Source organism: Streptomyces sp. NPDC002817, from assembly GCF_053592055.1.
The window spans coordinates 537,806-556,507 of sequence record NZ_JBSFUY010000001.1 but is presented as its reverse complement, the minus strand read 5'-3'; the positions used below and the strand labels follow the sequence as shown (position 1 = coordinate 556,507).

The following is an 18,702-nucleotide window of genomic DNA, read 5'->3' as shown; positions in this document are numbered from 1 at the left end:
TCTCAGTGTGTGTACGTGTCATATACGGCGAACCTGTGAACGCGGCCCGCCGACGCGCGCGCACTCACAGCCGCTTGACCCCCTTGATGCGACCGACGCGCGCGGTCCGGGTCCGGGCCCTGGTCTTCAGCGCGCCGAGTCCGCCCCGCTGACCGCCGATCTTCAGGCCCGTGCCGGAGGAGAGCCACCCGGAGGAGATGTCGGTGGCCTTCTTGGCGGAGGTGTTGGTCTCCGCGAGGGGGTCGTTCTCCGCGCGGCGGGCGAGCGCCATGATCCCGGGGACGACGAAGGGGGCGAGCAGCAGGTCGTACAGCGCGGCCGTGAACAGCAGGCTGCCGAGGCCGACATGGCGGGCGGCGGTGTCGCCGACGAGGGCGCCGACACCGGCGTAGAGCAGGGTCGTGCCGACGGCGGCGGCGACCACGACGAGCATCGGGCCGGTGGCCGACTTGAGTCTGCCGTTCTCCGGTTTGGCGAGCCCGGCCAGATAGCCGATGACGCACAGCACCAGCGCGTAGCGCCCGGCGGCGTGGTCGGCGGGCGGCGCGAGGTCGGCCAGCAGTCCCGCGCCGAAGCCGACGAGGGCGCCGCCGACATGGCCGTAGACCATCGCGAGACCGAGGACGGTCAGCAGCAGCACGTCCGGGACGGCGCCCGGGAGATGGAGCCGGGACAGGACGCTGACCTGGAGGACCAGGGCGACGACGACGAGGGAGGTGGAGAGCAGGATCCGGTTGACACGCAAGGGGAATCAGCTCCTACTGCTCTTGCTCGAACTGGCCGTCGACAGGGGCGTTCGCGGACGGGGTGACCGTGACGGTGACCGTCGGCGTGGGGGTCGGTTTCGGCTTGTCGGGGAGCACCGTGTCGCGCGGGTCCTTCTTCGGGGCCTCGACGACGACGCCGACGATGTCGAGCTTGGTGAAGCTGACGTACGGCGTGACGTAGAGGGTGCGGGTGAGGTCGCCGCCGGAGGGGTCGACTCGGGAGACGATGCCGACGGGGACGCCGGGTACGAAGGGCTTGTCGGCCTGGGAGCCGAAGGTGACGAGGCGGTCGCCCTTCTTGATCTCGGCCTTGCCGTTGAGGAGTTCGACGCGCAGCGGGCGGTCGCCCTGTCCGGAGGCGAAGCCGAGTTCGTCGCTGGCCTCCATGCGGGTGCCGACGGTGAAGTCGGGGTCGTTGGCGAGGAGCACGGTGGCGGTGTTCGGGCCGACGGTCGTCACGCGCCCCACCAGTCCGTCGCCGTTGAGGACGGTCATGTCGCGCCTGATGCCGTCGTTGGAGCCGACGTCGATGGTGATGGTCCAGGAGAAGCCCTGGGCCGCTCCTATGGCGATGACCTCGGCGCCCTTGATGCCGTACTGGCCCTCGCCGGCGACCTTCAGCATGGAGTTCAGCTGCTTGAGGCGGCTGGTGTTGCGGTCGTCGCTGCCGAGCTTCGCCTTGAGGGCCGCGTTCTCCTTCTCCAGCGCGGCGAGCCGGTCGTGCCGCTCGCCGGAGTCGCGGATCGCGGAGACCGCGTTGCCGACCGGGTTCACGGCGGACGACACACCGTCCTCGATGGGGCCGAAAACCGTGGCCGCGGCCTGGCGGGCACCGTCGACCGGCGAATCCTCCCCGCCGCGGATGTCCACCGTGATCAGTGCGAACGCGATGGCGACCAGCAGCACCAGGAGCAGCCGGCTCTCTCGTGTGTCCCTCACGTGCGGCGGCCGTGCCTTCCTCATAGGAATGTGCAGGTGTTCAGGTATGCGGGTGTACAGAGGCTCGCGGATGCCTATGGGCGAGCTTATGCCTCTATATCAACGATCCGCCGTACGAGAGGAGATCATCTCGTACGGCGGAATCGAAGAGTTACGTCATCTGCGCGGCTGGGCGTCCAGCACCTGCTGGAGCGCCTCGAACTCCTCCACGCACTTGCCGGAGCCGAGCGCCACGCTGTCCAGCGGGTCCTCGGCGATGTGGATGGGCATGCCGGTCTCGCGCCGCAGCCGCTCGTCGAGGCCGCGCAGCAGGGCTCCGCCGCCGGTCAGAACGATTCCGCGGTCCATGATGTCGCCGGACAGCTCGGGCGGGCACTTGTCGAGGGTCGTCTTGACCGCGTCCACGATCGCGTTGACGGGTTCCTCGATCGCCTTGCGGACTTCGGCGGCCGAGATGACGACGGTCTTGGGCAGCCCGGAGACGAGGTCCCGGCCGCGGATTTCGGTGTGCTCGTCAGCGTCGAGGTCGTACGCCGAACCGATCGTGATCTTGATCTGCTCGGCCGTCCGCTCACCGAGGAGGAGCGAGTACTCCTTCTTGATGTGCTGGATGATCGCGTTGTCCAGTTCGTCACCCGCGACGCGGATGGACTGGGCGGTGACGATCCCGCCGAGCGAGATGACCGCGACCTCCGTCGTGCCGCCGCCGATGTCCACCACCATGTTGCCCGTGGCCTCGTGGACCGGCAGGCCGGAACCGATGGCGGCCGCCATGGGCTCCTCGATGATGTGCACCTGGCGGGCCCCGGCCTGGGACGACGCCTCGATGACGGCACGGCGCTCGACGCCGGTGATGCCGGAGGGCACACACACGACGACGCGCGGCCTCGCGAGATACCGCCGCTTGTGGATCTTCAGAATGAAGTAGCGCAGCATCCGCTCGGTGATCTCGAAGTCGGCGATGACGCCGTCCTTCAGCGGACGTACGGCAACGATGTTGCCGGGCGTGCGCCCGATCATCTTCTTCGCTTCGGCGCCGACCGCCAGGATGCCACCGGTGTTGGTGTTGATCGCGACGACGGACGGCTCGTTGAGTACGATCCCGCGACCCCTGACGTACACCAGCGTGTTGGCGGTCCCGAGGTCGACAGCCATGTCACGGCCGATGAACGACATTGAGTTCCCCATCAGGATTCGTCTGGCCTTCCCGGGAGCTTTGAGGGCTTTTTCAGGTCGGCGAAGTGGGTGCGGTGACGTGAAGGCTTCCATCGTAGTGGCGCCTACGCGAACACCGCGCGAGGGTCTTCGCCATTGTCAGCAGATGGAACGCCGCCGCGCTTGTGGAAACGGTCCATCGGGGGCACCCGTTCCCCCGATCGGCACGCATATGCCAAAGGACGGCCGAAAAGATACGGCCGTCCCAGGTCAGACCGACGGGCTCCCTGACGCCCCGTCAGAAAAAGCCACGAAACCTACGCACGCCCGGGAAAGAAGATCTTGACCTCGCGCTCGGCGGACTCCTCGGAGTCGGAGGCGTGGATCAGGTTCTCGCGGACGATCACACCGAAGTCCCCGCGGATGGAACCGGGAGCGGCGGCGATCGGGTCGGTCGGGCCGGCCAGCGCGCGCACGCCCTCGATGACCCGCTCGCCCTCGACGATCAGCGCCACGACCGGGCCGGAGGCCATGAACTCCACCAGCGGCTCGTAGAAGGGCTTGCCCTTGTGCTCGCCGTAGTGCTGCTCCAGCGTGTCCTGGTCCAGGGTGCGCAGCTCCAGCGCGGTGATCTGCCAGCCGGCCTTGCGCTCGATACGGCTGATGATCTCGCCGGTCAGGCCACGACGGACGGCGTCGGGCTTGAGGAGGACGAGGGTGCGCTGGCTCACGTGAGACTCCTTGTGATCAAAAGTGTGCGGGGTGATGAGATTACCCGGCGTGTCCGCCGGCCGGTCACGCAGCGTCAGGTGTAGTGGAGTCGGCCTGCGCGGCGAACCTCGCCTTCGCCTCGTCGACCTTCCGCCCGTAGTGCACCGAGGCCCACCACAGCGCCGCGAAGACCACGCCCAGGAAGAACATCGTCGGCACCACGAACCCGGAGGCGATCAGGGCGATCTGCAGGACCCAGCCGAGGGTGACGCCGCCGGGCCGGGTGATCACACCGCACAGCGCCAGACACAGGAACATGGCGATGCCGCTGACCGTCCACACCGTGGCCGTGGACAGGTCTTCGTCCTTCATCGCGACCAGACCGGCGAAGCCGATGATGAAGAACTCACCGATCAGGGTCGATGAACAGAGAGTACGCATTCTTGGGATTCAGCCCTTCCCCAGCAGCAGCCGGGCCTCGCCGACGGTGATGACGGAACCGGTGACGAGCACACCGCCGCCCGCGAACTCGCCCTCCTCCTCGGACAGCGTGATCGCGGCCTCCAGCGCGTCGGGCAGCCGCGGCTCGACCTGTACCCGCTCCTCGCCGAACACCTCGACGGCGATCGCGGCCAACTCGTCGGCGTCCATGGCACGGTGACTGGAGTTCTGGGTGATCACGATCTCCGCGAAGATCGGCTCGAAGGCCTCCAGAAGACCTCGTACGTTCTTGTCGCCACTGGCCCCGACCACACCGATCAGCCGGCTGAAGTCGAAGGCCTCGCCGATCGCCTCGGCGGTGGCCCGGGCGCCCGCCGGGTTGTGCGCGGCGTCCAGCACGACGGTGGGAGAGCGCCGTACGGTCTCCAGCCGCCCCGGCGACGTCACGGCCGCGAAGGCCTTGCGGACGGTGTCGATGTCGAGCGGCTCGGGCCGCTGCGAGCCGACACCGAAGAAGCCCTCGACGGCGGCGAGCGCGACGGCGGCGTTGTGCGCCTGGTAGGCACCGTGCAGCGGGAGGTAGACCTCCTCGTACTCCCCGCCGAGTCCGCGCAGCGTGACCAGCTGTCCGCCGACGGCCACCTGCCGCGCCACGACCCCGAACTCCAGCCCCTCACGGGCCACGGTGGCGTCGACCTCGACGGCCTTCTTCAGCAGCACCTGCGCGGCGTCGACCGGCTGCTGCGCCAGGATGACGGTCGCGTCCTGCTTGACGACGCCGGCCTTCTCCTTGGCGATCTCGCCGGGAGTCCCGCCGAGCCGGTCGGTGTGGTCCAGGTCGATGGGGGTCACGACGGCGACGTCACCGTCGATGACGTTGGTCGCGTCCCAGGTGCCGCCCATCCCGACCTCGACGACGGCCACGTCCACGGGCGCGTCGGCGAAGGCGGCGTACGCCATGCCGGTCAGCACCTCGAAGAACGACAGCCGGTACTCCTGCTGCGCGTCCACCATCTCGATGTACGGCTTGATGTCCTCGTACGTCTCGATGAACCGCTCGGCGGAGATCGGCGCCCCATCGAGACTGATGCGCTCGGTGACGGACTGCACGTGGGGGCTGGTGTACCTGCCGGTGCGCAGTTCGAAGGCGCCGAGGAGGGCCTCGATCATGCGGGCGGTGGAGGTCTTGCCGTTCGTCCCGGTGATGTGGATCGAGGGGTACGACCGCTGCGGCTCACCCAGGACGTCCATGAGCGCGGCGATACGGCTGACGGAGGGCTCGAGCTTGGTCTCGCCCCAGCGCGTGGCGAGCTCCGCCTCGACCTCGCGCAGCGCCTTGTCGACCTCGGGGTCCTGGGGGCGCGTCGGCACGTCTGCCTCCGGCGGGCCGCCCTGGGTGCGCAGGGTGCGGCTGCCGGCCTCGATGACCGCGAGGTCGGGGTCCCGGTCTGTCTCGGCGTCGATGATCTCGTCGAAGGGGTCGCTGTCACTCACGGGGTCAGTCTACGGAGGGGGAGCTAGAGAGTGCCTATGGAGTGGGGTGGCCCGTGAAGTCTGGCGGGTGCGGGTGCGTTGTGGCTGGTCGCGCCCACGCGGCGGAGCCGCATGTCGATACGGCCCCGCGCCCCTGAGGGGCGCGAAGGGCCCCCGGAGTCCAGAAGACTCCGGGGGCCCTTCGCGCCGTACAAACCCTCTATGCCTGCGGCAACCTGTCGAGCTGGGACTGGATACGGGCGATGTCCTCGTCCGCCTTTGCCAGGCGGCCACGGATCTTGTCCACGACGTTGTCCGGGGCCTTCGCCAGGAACGCCTCGTTGCCGAGCTTGGCGGTGGCCTGGGACTTCTCCTTCTCAGCCGCTGCCAAGTCCTTCGCCAGGCGCTTGCGCTCCGCCGCGACGTCGATGGTGCCGGAGAGGTCGAGGGCGACCTCGGCGCCGGAGACCGGGAGGGTCGCCGTGGCCGTGAAGGCGTCGCCCTCCGGCTGGAGCCGGAGGAGCTGGCGGATGGCGGCCTCGTGCGGGGCCAGGGCCGTGCCGTCGAGGGTCAGACGGGCCGGGACGCGCTGGCCGGGCTGGAGCCCCTGGTCGGCACGGAAGCGGCGGACCTCGGTGATGACGGACTGGAGGGCCTCGATCTCACGCTCGGCCGCGTCGTCGCGGAAGCCCGAGTCCTTGGGCCAGTCGGCGATGACGACCGACTCACCGCCCGTGAGGGTGGTCCAGAGGGTCTCCGTGACGAACGGGACGATCGGGTGCAGCAGCTTGAGGGTGACGTCGAGGACCTCGCCCAGAACCCGCTTGCTGACCTCGGCCGGCTCGCCGCCCGCCTGGAACGTCGTCTTGGAGAGCTCGACGTACCAGTCGAAGACCTCGTCCCACGCGAAGTGGAAGAGGGCGTCTGAGAGCTTCGCGAACTGGTAGTCCTCGTAGAGCGCGTCCACTTCGGCGACGACGGAGTTGAGGCGGGAGAGGATCCAGCGGTCCGTCGCCGACATCGCCGACGCGTCCGGCAGGGGCCCGTCGGCCGTCGCGCCGTTCATCAGCGCGAAGCGCGTGGCGTTCCAGATCTTGTTGGCGAAGTTGCGGGAGCCCTGGACCCAGTCCTCGCCGATCGGGACGTCGACGCCGGGGTTGGCGCCGCGAGCGAGGGTGAAGCGCAGGGCGTCGCTGCCGTACTTGTCCATCCAGTCCAGCGGGTTGACCGCGTTGCCGAAGGACTTCGACATCTTCTTGCCGAACTGGTCGCGGACCATGCCGTGCAGGGCGATGGTGTGGAACGGCGGGGTGCCGTCCATCGCGTACAGGCCGAACATCATCATCCGGGCGACCCAGAAGAAGAGGATGTCGTAGCCGGTGACCAGGACGGAGTTCGGGTAGAACTTCGCGAGCGACTCGGTCTGTTCGGGCCAGCCGAGCGTGGAGAACGGCCACAGGCCGGAGGAGAACCAGGTGTCGAGGACGTCGGTGTCCTGACGCCAGCCCTCACCGGTGGGCGGCTCCTCGTCGGGGCCGACGCAGACGACCTCGCCGTTCGGGCCGTAGAAGACCGGGATGCGGTGGCCCCACCACAACTGCCGCGAGATGCACCAGTCGTGGAGGTTGTCGACCCAGTCGAAGTACCGCTTCTCCATCTCCTGGGGGTGGATCTTGACGCGGCCGTCGCGGACCGCGTCACCGGCGGCCTTCGCGAGCGGGCCGACCTTGACCCACCACTGCATGGACAGACGCGGCTCGATGGTGGTCTTGCAGCGCGAGCAGTGGCCGACGGAGTGGACGTACGGCCGCTTCTCGGCGACGATCCGGCCCTCGGCGCGCAGGGCGGCGACGATGGCGGAGCGGGCCTCGAGGCGGTCCTGGCCCTGGAAGGGGCCGTGGGCCGTGATCACGGCGTGCTCGTCCATGATCGTGACGGCCGGCAGGTCGTGGCGCTGGCCGATCTCGAAGTCGTTCGGGTCGTGGGCCGGGGTGACCTTGACCGCACCGGTGCCGAACTCGGGGTCGACGTGGGTGTCGGCGACGACGGGGATGGAGCGCTCGGTGAGCGGCAGCTTGATGAGCTTGCCGACGAGGTGCTTGTACCGCTCGTCGTCCGGGTGAACGGCGACGGCCGTGTCACCGAGCATGGTCTCGGCGCGGGTGGTGGCGACGACGAGCGTCTCGTCGCCCTCGCCGTACTTGATGGAGACGAGCTCGCCGTCGTCGTCCTGGTACTCGACCTCGATGTCGGAGATCGCGGTCAGACACCGGGGGCACCAGTTGATGATGCGCTCGGCGCGGTAGATCAGCTCGTCGTCGTAGAGCCGCTTGAAGATGGTCTGGACGGCCTGGGAGAGACCTTCGTCCATGGTGAAGCGCTCACGCGACCAGGCGACGGCGTCACCGAGGCGACGCATCTGTCCGGAGATCTGCCCGCCGGACTCGCCCTTCCACTGCCAGACCCGCTCGACGAAGGCTTCCCGCCCGAGGTCGTGCCGGGACTTCCCTTCCTTCCCCAGCTCACGCTCGACGACGTTCTGGGTGGCGATGCCGGCGTGGTCCATGCCCGGCTGCCACAGCGTCTCGAAGCCCTGCATGCGCTTGCGGCGCGTGAGGGCGTCGATGAGGGTGTGCTCGAAGGCGTGCCCGAGGTGCAGGCTGCCGGTGACGTTCGGCGGCGGGATGACGATGGTGTAAGGCGGCTTGTCGCTCTTCTCGTCCGCCTCGAAGTAACCCCGCTCTACCCAGCGCTCGTACAGCGGGCCCTCTACGTCGGCCGGCGCGTACTGGGTCGGCAGTTCGGTGTCGGGCGCTGATGGCTGCTGCTGAGCGTTCTCGGTCACGGGCTCAGTTTAGGGGTGTCGCGGGCGTGTCCCGAAACGGCTTTGTTCTGTAACGGTGAGGCCCCCCGATGCAATGCATCGCGTGTGCCTGCGCCAGGATGTTCGGAACACATAAGCATCTGGAGGGGAACCCAGTAATGAGTCACAACCAGCCGGGCCCGTACGGCGGGCAGCCCCAGCAGCCCGGTCCGTACGGTCAGCCGGGCCCGTACGGCCAGCAGCCGCCGCAGGCCCCTCAGCCCGGCTACGGCTACCCCCAGCAGCCCGCTCAGCCCCAGCAGCCGGGGTACGGCTACCCCCAGCAGCAGGGCGGCGTCCCGCCGCAGACCCCGCCGTACGGTCAGCAGCCGTACGGCCAGCAGCCCTACACGGCCCCGATGCCGCCGGTGCCGGGCGGGGGCGGCAAGAAGAAGATCGGCATCATCATCGGCGCGGTGGCGGTCGTCGCCGCGATCGCCGTGGGCGCGGCCCTCGTGCTCGGTGGCGGGGGCGGCAGCGGGTCGGACATCGCGGACGACGGGGCACACAAGCTGACGACTCCAGGCACCGTACTCACCGAGTACAAGAAGTCCGACGGCGACAGCGACAGCATGACCAAGGAAGACCTCAAGGACGCCGAGTCCTGGGGTGTCAAGGGCGCCAAGGATGTCAGCGCCAACTACGAGGTCACGGACGAGAGCAACCCGTTGGGCGGCAAGATGCTGTCGTTCGGCGGCGTCTACGGCACGATCGACGACCCCGAGAAGGCTGTTGACGGCTTCTTCGCCTTCATGAAGAAGGACGCCGGCGAGGAGAACGTCACCTTCGAGGGCAACGCGAAGGAATACAAGCCCAGTTCGCTGGAGGGCGCGATCCTGAAGTGCCAGGGCGCCAAGATCGACAACTCCGACGAGACGACGGCCGGCATGGCCAAGGAAATGAAGGTCACATACTGCGTCTGGGGTGACCACAGCACGCTCGGCTTCGTGATGCCCATGGAGTACTCGGACATCGCCGCCGGCAAGGCCACGGACCCCGCGAAGGCGGCCGAGATGACGGCGAAGCTCCGCAAGGAAGTCCGCGTCAAGGCCTGACGTCGCTGAACTGCGAAGGGGCCCCGGTCTGTTGACCGGGGCCCCTTCGTTCGTCCGTGTGTACGGCGGCTGTTACGCCGTCTTCGCCTCTCCCGGTCCCCGTCCGTTGCGCGCATCGCGCGGGATGAGCGTCGGGTTGACGTTGGAGTGGACGACGTCCGCCGTGATGACGACGCGGGCCACGTCCTTGCGGGACGGGATCTCGTACATGACGCCCTGGAGGACTTCCTCCATGATGGCGCGGAGGCCTCGGGCGCCGGTCTGGCGGAGGATGGCCTGGTCGGCGATGGCTTCCAACGCCTCGCGCTCGAAGTCCAGCTCCACGCCGTCGAGTTCGAAGAGGCGCTGGTACTGCTTGACCAGGGCGTTGCGAGGCTCGACCAGGATCTGGAGGAGGGCCTCGCGGTCCAGGTTGTGGACCGAGGTGATCACCGGGAGGCGGCCGATGAACTCGGGGATCATGCCGAACTTGACCAGGTCCTCGGGCATGACGTCCTCGAACTGGTCCTTGGCCTCCAGTTCACGCTTCGAGCGGATCGTCGCGCCGAAGCCGATGCCCTTGGCGCCGGCCCTGGACTCGATGAGCTTCTCCAGGCCCGCGAAGGCACCGCCCACGATGAACAGGACGTTCGTCGTGTCGATCTGGATGAACTCCTGGTGCGGGTGCTTGCGACCGCCCTGGGGCGGGACCGAGGCCGTCGTGCCCTCGAGGATCTTGAGCAGCGCCTGCTGGACGCCCTCGCCGCTCACATCCCGTGTGATCGAGGGGTTTTCACTCTTCCTCGCGACCTTGTCGATCTCATCGATGTAGATGATGCCGGTCTCGGCCTTCTTGACGTCGTAGTCCGCCGCCTGAATGAGCTTCAGGAGGATGTTCTCGACGTCCTCGCCGACGTAACCCGCCTCCGTGAGCGCCGTGGCGTCGGCGATCGCGAACGGGACGTTCAGCATGCGTGCCAGCGTCTGGGCCAGCAGTGTCTTGCCGGAGCCCGTGGGGCCCAGCAGGAGGATGTTGGACTTCGCCAACTCGATCGCGTCGTCACGGCCGTTGCCGCCGCCGTTCTCGCCGGCCTGTACGCGCTTGTAGTGGTTGTACACCGCCACGGAGAGCGCCTTCTTGGCCGACTCCTGGCCCACCACATAGCCCTCGAGGAACTCGTAGATCTCACGAGGCTTGGGGAGTTCCTCCCAGCGCACCTCGCTCGTCTCCGCGAGCTCTTCCTCGATGATCTCGTTGCAGAGGTCGATGCACTCGTCGCAGATGTACACACCAGGCCCTGCGATGAGCTTCTTGACCTGCTTCTGGCTCTTGCCGCAGAACGAGCACTTGAGCAGATCGCCGCCGTCACCGATGCGTGCCACGGTGTGCTTCCCCTTCGCCTGGGAGACGCCTAGGTCCAGCGGCTCCTGGTGCTGCCTTATTCCGACGGTACCTTGCCGGGCCCCCCGTTCGGGCCCCCCTTGGCGCGGTTCACTTTGACGTGCAGCGTGTCAAAGCACACGAACCGGACCAAGGGGCGGCAGACAATACAGCCTCCGACTAGCGGACGGATGCGTTGTTCATCTTCCGAGTGGAGATGATCTGGTCGATCAGACCGTAGGAGAGTGCCTCCTCGGCCGTGAGGATCTTGTCGCGCTCGATGTCCTCGCGGATCTTCTCGATCGGCGTGGTCGAGTGCTTGGCCAGCATGTCCTCCAGCTGCGCGCGCATCCGGAGGATCTCGTTGGCGGCGATCTCCAGGTCGGAGACCTGACCGCGGCCGGTCTCGCTGTAGGGCTGGTGGATCAGCACACGCGCGTTCGGCAGCGCCATGCGCTTGCCCGGCGTACCGGCGGCCAGCAGGATGGCCGCGGCGGAGGCCGCCTGACCCATGCAGACCGTCTGGACGTCCGGCTTCACGAACTGCATCGTGTCGTAGATCGCGGTCAGCGCGGTGAAGGAGCCGCCGGGGCTGTTGATGTAGACCGAGATGTCACGGTCCGGGTCCATCGACTCCAAGCACAGCAGCTGCGCCATGACGTCGTTGGCGGAGGCGTCGTCGATCTGGACGCCGAGGAAGATCACGCGCTCCTCGAAGAGCTTCGCGTACGGGTCGTACTCGCGAACGCCCTGCGAGGTGCGCTCGACGAAGCGTGGGATGACGTAGCGGGACTCCGCGGAGGGACCCGTGTACTCGGCGCGCGTGCGGTCGTACAGGCCGCTGCCGGGGTAGTCGTTCACTTTCTGTCTCCTAGAGGCTGAGGCGGTCGGCTGAGGGCTTGCAGGGGGCCTCAGGCCCCGGTGCCGCCGCCGCCCGGCATGTTGGCGGCCGTGGTGATGACCTCGTCGATGAGGCCGTAGTCCTTGGCCTCGTCGGCGTCGAACCAGCGGTCGCGGTCGGAGGCGCGGGTGATCTCCTCGAACGACTGACCGGTGTGCTGGGAGGTCAGCTCCGCCATGCGCTTCTTCGTGTGCAGCAGCCGCTCGGCGTGGATCTTGATGTCCGAGGCCGAGCCGGCGAGGCCGGCGGACGGCTGGTGGATCAGGATCTCGGCGTTCGGCAGCGCGAAGCGCTTGCCGGGGGTGCCCGCGCTGAGCAGGAACTGGCCCATGGAGGCGGCGAGGCCCATGGCGATCGTCACCACGTCGTTCTTGATGTACTGCATGGTGTCGTAGATCGCCATGCCGGCCGTGATCGAACCGCCCGGGCTGTTGATGTAGAGGTAGATGTCCTTGTCCGGGTCCGCGGCAAGGAGAAGCAGCTGTGCGGTGATCTTGTTCGCGATGTCGTCGTCGACCGGCTGGCCGAGGAAGATGATCCGCTCGTTGAGCAGCCGGTTGTAGACCTGGTCGCCGAGGCCACCACCGATGGAAGGCTCGCCGGCGGCGGAGGGCATCAGATTCGTCACGTATCCACCTGCTCGTCTTACGACGGCGCCGGGCCGTCTTCACGTGTTCCCTGCGTGTTCCCTGCGGGGCTGGAGCCGCTCGGGACTCCACTCCCCTCGTATTCATGGACCCTAACGCGCTGGTCCCTTCGGGGAATCCCGCAAAGGGGGCTGTTCGCCGGGGGCGTAGCGCGGGGTGCCTCCGGCGGGTGGGCCACTGCCTACTCGCCGTGGCTGTGCTGCGCGTGGGCGGCTGCGGGTCGTATGTGGCTTGTCGCGCAGTTCCCCGCACCCCTGGGTAGGAAAACGGGCCCCGGGTCATGAGTGACCCGGAGCCCGTCCTACGGCCTGCTCGGTGCCGTGGGCTCAGCCCTCGGTCTTCTCCGCGTCGGCGTCCGTGGCGTCCGCCTCCGTGGCCTCGGCGGCGACCTCGGCGGCCGTCTCGACCTCTTCCTCGTCGTCCAGGTCGATGACCTCGCCGTTGGTGTCCTTCACCGTGGCGGCCTCGACCACGACGGCCAGGGCCTTGCCGCGGGCGACCTCGCCGACCAGGAGCGGAACCTGGCCGCCCTCGACGACCGCCTGGGCGAACTGGTCGGGGGACATGCCGGAGGAAGCGGCACGACGCATGAGGTGCTCGGTGAGCTCCTCCTGGTTGACGTTCAGCTTCTCGCGCTTGACCAGCTCGTCGAGGACGAACTGGGTCTTGATGCCCTTGACCGCGGCGTCCTTGGTCTCGGTCTCGAACTCCTCGACCGTCTTGCCCTGGATCTCGAGGTACTTCTCGAGGTCGAGGCCCATCTGGCCGAGCTGGTGGTGCTCGAGGTTGTGCTTACGGGTGTTGACCTCGTCCTCGAGCAGCTTCTCGGGGACCGGGACCTCGACCAGCTCGAGCAGCTTCTCCAGGACGCGCTCCTGGGCCTGCGTGGCCTGGTCGTACTGCTTCATGTTCTCGAGGCGCTTGCGGCTGTCGGCCTTGAGCTCGTCGAGGGTGTCGAACTCGGAGGCGAGCTGCGCGAACTCGTCGTCCAGCTCGGGCAGTTCGCGGGCGGCGACCTGGGTGACCTTGACGGTGACCTCGGACTCCTTGCCGGCCGCCGAGCCGCCCTTGAGCTCGGAGGTGAAGGTGGCCTCGCCACCGGCCTCCAGGCCCTTCACGGCGTCGTCGATGCCCTCGAGGAGCTCGCCGGAGCCGATGGTGTAGGAGACACCGCTGGCGATGCCGTCCTCGAGCACCTCTCCGTCGACCTTGGCCTCCAGGTCGATCGTGACGACGTCGCCGTCCTCGGCGGCGCGCTCGACCGGGGAGGTGGAGGCGAAGCGCTCACGGAGCTCCTCCACCGACTTCTCGATGTCCTCGTCGCTCACCTCGACGGCGTCGACCTCGACCTCGATGGAGGAGAAGTCCTCGGGGAGCTCCAGGGACGGGCGGATGTCGACCTCGGCGGTGAAGTTCAGCGTGTCGCCGTCCTTCAGCTCGGTGATGTCGACCTCGGGCTGGCCGAGAACCTCCAGCTCGGCCTCGTTGACCGCTTCGGTGTAGAACTTCGGAAGCGCGTCGTTGACGGCCTCCTCCAGCACCGCACCACGGCCGAACCGCTGGTCGATGACGCGGGCCGGGATCTTGCCCTTGCGGAAGCCCTTCACCGTGACCTGCTGGTTGATCTTCTTGTACGCCGCGTCGAGGCTGTCCTTGAGCTCCTCGAAGGGCACCTCGACAGTGAGCCGAACCCGAGTCGGGTTCAGGGTCTCCACGGCGCTCTTCACGGTTCGGTCTCCTTGTGGCTGACTTCTTGGATTCTGCCGGGGCCAGAACGGCTCCGGCGGATTAGCCGCCCTGAGGACTGCATCAGACGAGAGACACACGGGCGCGCAGCTTGCATAGTAACCGCAGCGGCTACACGCCCCAAAAGGCGATCAAGCCAGGTGATCGCGAAGGTGGCCGCCAATGGCCGGTCAATGGTCGGGGTGGCGGGATTTGAACCCACGGCCTTCCGCTCCCAAAGCGGACGCGCTACCAAGCTGCGCCACACCCCGTCTGGTGCGACACGTAGGGTACATGCCCGCAGGCAGTGGAGCCGCCGCATTTACGGAGTGTGCGGCGAGGGGTCCCGACCCGCTACGATGCCTTCTGTGCCGCGGTCATCTGACCTGCGGCGCGTCCTGTGCGGGCGTAGCTCAATGGTAGAGCCCTAGTCTTCCAAACTAGCTACGCGGGTTCGATTCCCGTCGCCCGCTCTGTACGGCAAAGGGCCCGGTTCCTCGGAACCGGGCCCTTTCGTGTCATCCGGTCACAGGGTGCGTACGTCCACGGTGTAGGCCGAGCGGATGCCGTACGCAACATAGAGGGCGTCGCCGACGAGGACCGGTGGGGCGGCCATGTCGGGGAAGTCGACGGTGCCGCTGTCGTCGCGGCCCCCGAGGGTGGCTTCGACGGTGCCCGTGGCCAGATCGAGGACGGCCAGGCGGCCGCTGATGGACGAGAGGTAGAGGCGGGTGGTCGAGGCGGTGGGCGGGCCCGCCTGCTCCACTCCGGAGTCGCTCGCCCAGAGCTGTCTCCCGCTCTGCGGGTCGATCGCGCGGACACCGCCGCTGGTGAGCGTGAAGTAGAGCCTGCCGCGCAGCAGGGTGGGGGTCGAGCCCTCCGGCTGGCTCTCGGACAGCCGTACGGTCGTCAGGACGTGGGACGCGGCGTTGATCAGAGTCAGCGTGCGGTGCTCGCCGGTCGAGCCGAGGACGATCAGGCGTCCGTCGGCCTGTCCGACGATGTCCTTGTCCCCCGCGACCTCGATGGTCCAGCGGGCACGGCCGGTGGCCGGGTCGAGCTGCGCGATGCTCGTGTTGCCGACGGTGTCGTCGTTCCACTTCTGGCAGACCAGGTACCCCTGCCTGGCCGCGCTGCGCAGCAGGCAGATCTGTTCGTTCGGCTCGGGGAACTTCTGCTTCCAGCGGACCTTGCCGTCGTCGGCGTCGAGCAGGGCGAACTGCTCCCCCCGCTTGCCGTAGGTGGTGATCACGCCTTCGGGTACGGCGGTGGAGGCGCCCTGGTCGCTGGAGGGCTCCGCGGCCTCCTCGCCGTCGCCGGTGACCGTCTTCCAGATCACCTTGCCGGTCTCGGCGTCCAGGGACTGGATCGTGTAGCGGGCCGCGCTGACCCCGTCGTCGGAGCCGACGGTCCGGTCGTCGGAGCCGTAGGCGTACACACGGCCGTCGTGGGTGCCGATGATCGTGCCCCCACCGGAGCTGCTGCTGCCGATGTCGTCCGCTGTCGCGTCGATGGGCAGGCTCCAGGTGTTGCGGCCGTCCGCCAGAGCGAAGCGTGTGGCGAGGATGTCGTCGCCCGCGCACACCAGGGACGTGCCGCCGGAGGCGACGCAGCGGTTGAAGGGGGCGCCGGCGCCTATGGGGTCCTTGTCCACGCTCGGATCCTTCGCCTGCTTGCGCCATTCCTCCCAGCCGGCCGGCAGGTTGCCCGGGGCCGGGTCGTCACCGGTGAGGGCGACCGTCGTGGTGGCCGCCGCCGCGAGGGCGAGGGCGCCTGCCGCGGCGGCCAGCCAGAGGCGTTTGCGGCGGGGGCGGCGGGGCCTGCCCATGTCGACCACGGTCGGGGCGCCGTCCGCGGGGCGGGGGGCCGGCCAGTCGCCGTCCTTCAGCAGCCGCAGCAACTCGTCCGCCGTGGGGCGGGACTTGGGCTCCTTCTCCAGACAGAGGCGGATGAAGGGGAGCAACTCGGCCGGGACGTCGTCGAGTTCGGGGGCCCCCTCGACCACGCGGATCGCTGTCTCGTACGGGCTCGGGCTGTCGAAGGGGCCGCGGCCCGACGCGGCGAACGCGACGACCGCGCCCAGCGAGAAGATGTCGGCCGCCGGGCCCACGTCCTGGGGCGCGGAGAACTGTTCCGGGGACATGAAGGGCGGGGTGCCCATCACACGGCCGGTCTGGGTGAGGACGTCGGAGGCGGCGAACTCGGTGGCGCGGGAGATACCGAAGTCGATGACGCGGGGGCCGTCGTCGGCGAGCATCACGTTGGCCGGTTTCAGGTCGCGGTGGACCACGCCCGCGCGGTGGATGTCGCGGATCGCCTCCGCCAGGCCCGCGGCGAGTTCACGGAGCCGGTGGGGCGGCAGCGGGCCGTTGTCGCGTATGTGCGTGCCGAGATCCGAGCCCGGTATGTAGAGCGTGGCCATCCAGGGACGCGGCGCGTCGGCGTCCGCGTCCACGACCGGAGCCGTGAAGGCACCGCTGACCTGGCGGGCCGCGGCCACCTCACGGCGGAACCGGGCGCGGAACTCGTCGTCGTCGGCGTACTGGGCGTGCACCACCTTGACCGCGAGACGGCGGCCGGAGGCGGAGCGGGCGAGGTAGACCACGCCCATTCCGCCGCTGCCCAGGCGGTCCTCGATGCGGTAGCCGCCCGCCTCCGCCGGGTCCGAGTCGCGCAGCGCCATCCCCGTACGTCCCCCTGTAGCCGTCTCCGGCCCCCGTGACCGGACGGATCAGCCTAGCTCCACGGGTCAACGGGGTCAGAACTGGATCGAGTTGATGGTCTCCGCTATCGAGTTGAGGAAGCGCTGGATGTCGTCGGCCATGCCCGTCGAGGCGAGAAAGAAGCCGAACAGCACGGCCACGACGGCAGGTCCGGCCTTGAGGGATCCGCCACGGATCAACACCACCAAGATGATCGCCAACAGCAGCACCACTGACAGCGAAATGGCCACAACTGATCACACCCTCGGTCGGTCCGCTCTCCCGGCCCGGGGGTGCCAGCCCCGCGCACCCCCGCCAGAACCATCGTGCCACCAACCAGGCCGCTGTATGCGGCAGGTGATGCATCGTTGACCACACCTGTGCCTGAACTGTGGGGTGCCGTCCGGCCGCGCGCCCGACCCTTCACGCCCCGCACAACAATTCGAGAGTGCACCCGCACAGGTAATTCGACTGGATCGTTTCGGTCTCCACACATCCTGTTCGCAGGTAATTCGAATAATCATCGCGCCCACAGGAAGCGGACATTCCACCGGAGTCGCCTGCTGGTCTTATGCCCTATTTAGTCGGGATGAATCACACCAAGTTGGCGCTTGCTGTGACCATATTCCCTACCCACCAGGTGTGTTGACCGTCACGTTCACCAGACGTCAACCGCGCGATTTTCTGGGCACCCGAAGCGAATAACCAGGAATGACCTGGCGGGTTTTACGAAAACCCACAGACAACGCTAGGGTGCCTCAGATGTTCCACGCTGCCTCGTCCCCCGCACGCGGCAGAGCGCCGCTCCCCCCTGCCCAGCCGTCGGCATCAGGAGTGCCGAGTCCGCGCTCGCCCCTCAAACAGCAGAACGAACAGTCGGCCAAGCCCGCCGGCAAGCAGCGCGACGCCTTCTTCGACAACGCCAAGTACCTGGCGATCGTGCTGGTGGCCATCGGTCACGCCTGGGAACCGCTCAAGGGCGACAGCCGCATCCTGGAAGCCGCGTACACGGTCGTGTACTCGTTCCACATGCCGGCGTTCATCATCATCTCCGGCTTCTTCTCGCGCAGCTTCGACATGCGCCCGGACCGGCTGCGGCGGCTGATCACCGGTGTCGCGGTGCCGTACATCGTCTTCGAGACCGCCTACGTCCTCTTCGAGCGCGTGGCGGGCGACGACCCCGGCAAGGACATCAGCCTGCTCGACCCCTGGTACCTGACCTGGTTCCTGTGCGCGCTGTTCGTCTGGCGGATGATCACCCCCATCCTGAAGGCCGTCCGCTGGCCGCTCCCCTTCGCGCTCGGCCTCGCGATGCTGGCGTCCGTCGCGCCGTCGATCGGTGACGACCTGGATCTGCAGCGGATCCTGCAGTTCCTGCCGTACTTCGTGCTGGGCCTGTGCATGAAGCCCGAGCACTTCCACCGGGTGCGCACCCGCACGGTGCGGATCCTGTCGGTACCCGTGTTCGCGGCCGCGCTCGCCATCGGCTGGTGGGCGGTACCGCGCATGAACACCGCGTGGTTCTACCACCGGGACGCCGCGCAGGAGTTGGGCGCCCCGTGGTGGGCCGGGCCGGTCATGGTGCTCGCGATGTTCGGTTGCTCGCTGCTGCTGACCGCCTGCTTCTTCTCCTGGGTGCCGCGCCGGAACATGTGGTTCACGGCCCTCGGCGCGGGCACGCTGTACGGCTATCTGCTGCACGGCTTCCTGGTGAAGGCCGGTGACTACCAGGGCTGGTTCGACCACCCCTGGCTGCACCGCCCGCTCGGCGAGATCGCCGTGAGCGTCCTCGCGGCCGCCGTCGTCACCGTGCTGTGCACGAAGCCCGTGCAGCGGGTCTTCCGGTTCGCGATGGAGCCGAAGATGGAGTGGGCCTTCAAGCAGGACCCCGCCGAACTGGCCCGGGAACGCCAGAAGCAGGAACGCCAGAAGCAGGAACGCCGCGAGAAGGTTCTCGCCTAGC

At 68.2% G+C, this 18,702-nt stretch carries 15 protein-coding genes and 2 tRNA genes; 3 read left to right on the top strand and 14 right to left on the bottom strand.

Features of this window, described 5'->3' with window-relative positions:
• Positions 1–64: 64 nt before the first annotated feature.
• The 7 genes from mreD to ACWD3I_RS02420 all read right to left on the bottom strand — a co-directional run bounded on the left by mreD (position 65) and on the right by ACWD3I_RS02420 (position 8,331).
• Entirely contained in the window at positions 65–745 is a 681-nt protein-coding gene (gene mreD / locus ACWD3I_RS02450; RefSeq protein ID WP_046259910.1) for a rod shape-determining protein MreD, read from the bottom strand.
• Between the two features lie 13 nt (positions 746–758).
• Positions 759–1,706, bottom strand: a complete 948-nt coding sequence (gene mreC / locus ACWD3I_RS02445; RefSeq protein WP_365401127.1) for a rod shape-determining protein MreC — start codon at positions 1,704–1,706, stop codon at positions 759–761.
• Positions 1,707–1,862: 156 nt separating this feature from the next.
• Positions 1,863–2,882: a rod shape-determining protein gene (locus tag ACWD3I_RS02440; protein WP_004931372.1), complete on the bottom strand. Its 1,020-nt coding sequence runs from the start codon at positions 2,880–2,882 to the stop codon at positions 1,863–1,865.
• A gap of 296 nt (positions 2,883–3,178) precedes the next feature.
• Positions 3,179–3,592 (bottom strand): nucleoside-diphosphate kinase, encoded by a 414-nt coding sequence (gene ndk, locus ACWD3I_RS02435; RefSeq protein ID WP_059205347.1) that lies wholly within the window; start codon positions 3,590–3,592, stop codon positions 3,179–3,181.
• A 64-nt stretch (positions 3,593–3,656) separates the two neighbouring features.
• Positions 3,657–4,013, bottom strand: a complete 357-nt coding sequence (locus tag ACWD3I_RS02430) for a DUF4233 domain-containing protein (protein ID WP_365401131.1) — start codon at positions 4,011–4,013, stop codon at positions 3,657–3,659.
• 9 nt (positions 4,014–4,022) lie between these two features.
• Positions 4,023–5,507, bottom strand: coding sequence for a bifunctional tetrahydrofolate synthase/dihydrofolate synthase (gene folC / locus ACWD3I_RS02425; RefSeq protein ID WP_365401134.1), 1,485 nt, complete (start codon positions 5,505–5,507; stop codon positions 4,023–4,025).
• A 199-nt stretch (positions 5,508–5,706) separates the two neighbouring features.
• A complete protein-coding gene (locus ACWD3I_RS02420; protein WP_365401137.1) occupies positions 5,707–8,331 on the bottom strand; it encodes a valine--tRNA ligase in 2,625 nt (874 codons plus the stop codon).
• A 137-nt stretch (positions 8,332–8,468) separates the two neighbouring features.
• Here ACWD3I_RS02420 and ACWD3I_RS02415 point away from each other — a divergent pair, with 137 nt between their 5' ends.
• Positions 8,469–9,404: a hypothetical protein gene (locus ACWD3I_RS02415; protein WP_365401140.1), complete on the top strand. Its 936-nt coding sequence runs from the start codon at positions 8,469–8,471 to the stop codon at positions 9,402–9,404.
• 72 nt (positions 9,405–9,476) lie between these two features.
• Here ACWD3I_RS02415 and clpX read toward each other — a convergent pair whose 3' ends face one another.
• The 5 genes from clpX to ACWD3I_RS02390 all read right to left on the bottom strand — a co-directional run bounded on the left by clpX (position 9,477) and on the right by ACWD3I_RS02390 (position 14,309).
• Positions 9,477–10,766, bottom strand: coding sequence for an ATP-dependent Clp protease ATP-binding subunit ClpX (clpX, locus tag ACWD3I_RS02410; RefSeq protein ID WP_365401143.1), 1,290 nt, complete (start codon positions 10,764–10,766; stop codon positions 9,477–9,479).
• 178 nt (positions 10,767–10,944) lie between these two features.
• Positions 10,945–11,625, bottom strand: coding sequence for an ATP-dependent Clp protease proteolytic subunit (locus ACWD3I_RS02405; protein WP_323185170.1), 681 nt, complete (start codon positions 11,623–11,625; stop codon positions 10,945–10,947).
• A 50-nt stretch (positions 11,626–11,675) separates the two neighbouring features.
• On the bottom strand, positions 11,676–12,281 hold the full coding sequence (locus ACWD3I_RS02400; RefSeq protein WP_365401185.1) for an ATP-dependent Clp protease proteolytic subunit: 606 nt from the start codon (positions 12,279–12,281) through the stop codon (positions 11,676–11,678).
• Between the two features lie 357 nt (positions 12,282–12,638).
• Positions 12,639–14,039 carry a trigger factor gene (gene tig / locus ACWD3I_RS02395; protein WP_365401146.1) on the bottom strand — a complete coding sequence of 467 codons (1,401 nt, stop codon included), beginning with the start codon at positions 14,037–14,039 and terminating at the stop codon, positions 12,639–12,641.
• A gap of 193 nt (positions 14,040–14,232) precedes the next feature.
• A tRNA-Pro gene (locus tag ACWD3I_RS02390) sits at positions 14,233–14,309 on the bottom strand.
• A 130-nt stretch (positions 14,310–14,439) separates the two neighbouring features.
• Here ACWD3I_RS02390 and ACWD3I_RS02385 point away from each other — a divergent pair.
• Positions 14,440–14,510: transfer RNA gene (locus tag ACWD3I_RS02385), tRNA-Gly, on the top strand.
• A 53-nt stretch (positions 14,511–14,563) separates the two neighbouring features.
• On the opposite strand, the gene ACWD3I_RS02380 is transcribed toward ACWD3I_RS02385, so the two are convergent.
• Both ACWD3I_RS02380 and ACWD3I_RS02375 read right to left on the bottom strand, forming a co-directional pair.
• The gene (locus tag ACWD3I_RS02380) at positions 14,564–16,720 is read right to left on the bottom strand and encodes a protein kinase domain-containing protein (protein WP_365401149.1); all 2,157 of its coding nucleotides are present in this window, start codon (positions 16,718–16,720) and stop codon (positions 14,564–14,566) included.
• 75 nt (positions 16,721–16,795) lie between these two features.
• Positions 16,796–16,990, bottom strand: coding sequence for a hypothetical protein (locus ACWD3I_RS02375; RefSeq protein ID WP_030044846.1), 195 nt, complete (start codon positions 16,988–16,990; stop codon positions 16,796–16,798).
• Positions 16,991–17,573: 583 nt separating this feature from the next.
• On the opposite strand from ACWD3I_RS02375, the gene ACWD3I_RS02370 reads away from it, so the two are divergent.
• Positions 17,574–18,701 (top strand): acyltransferase family protein, encoded by a 1,128-nt coding sequence (locus tag ACWD3I_RS02370; protein WP_365401152.1) that lies wholly within the window; start codon positions 17,574–17,576, stop codon positions 18,699–18,701.
• Position 18,702 lies beyond the last annotated feature (1 nt).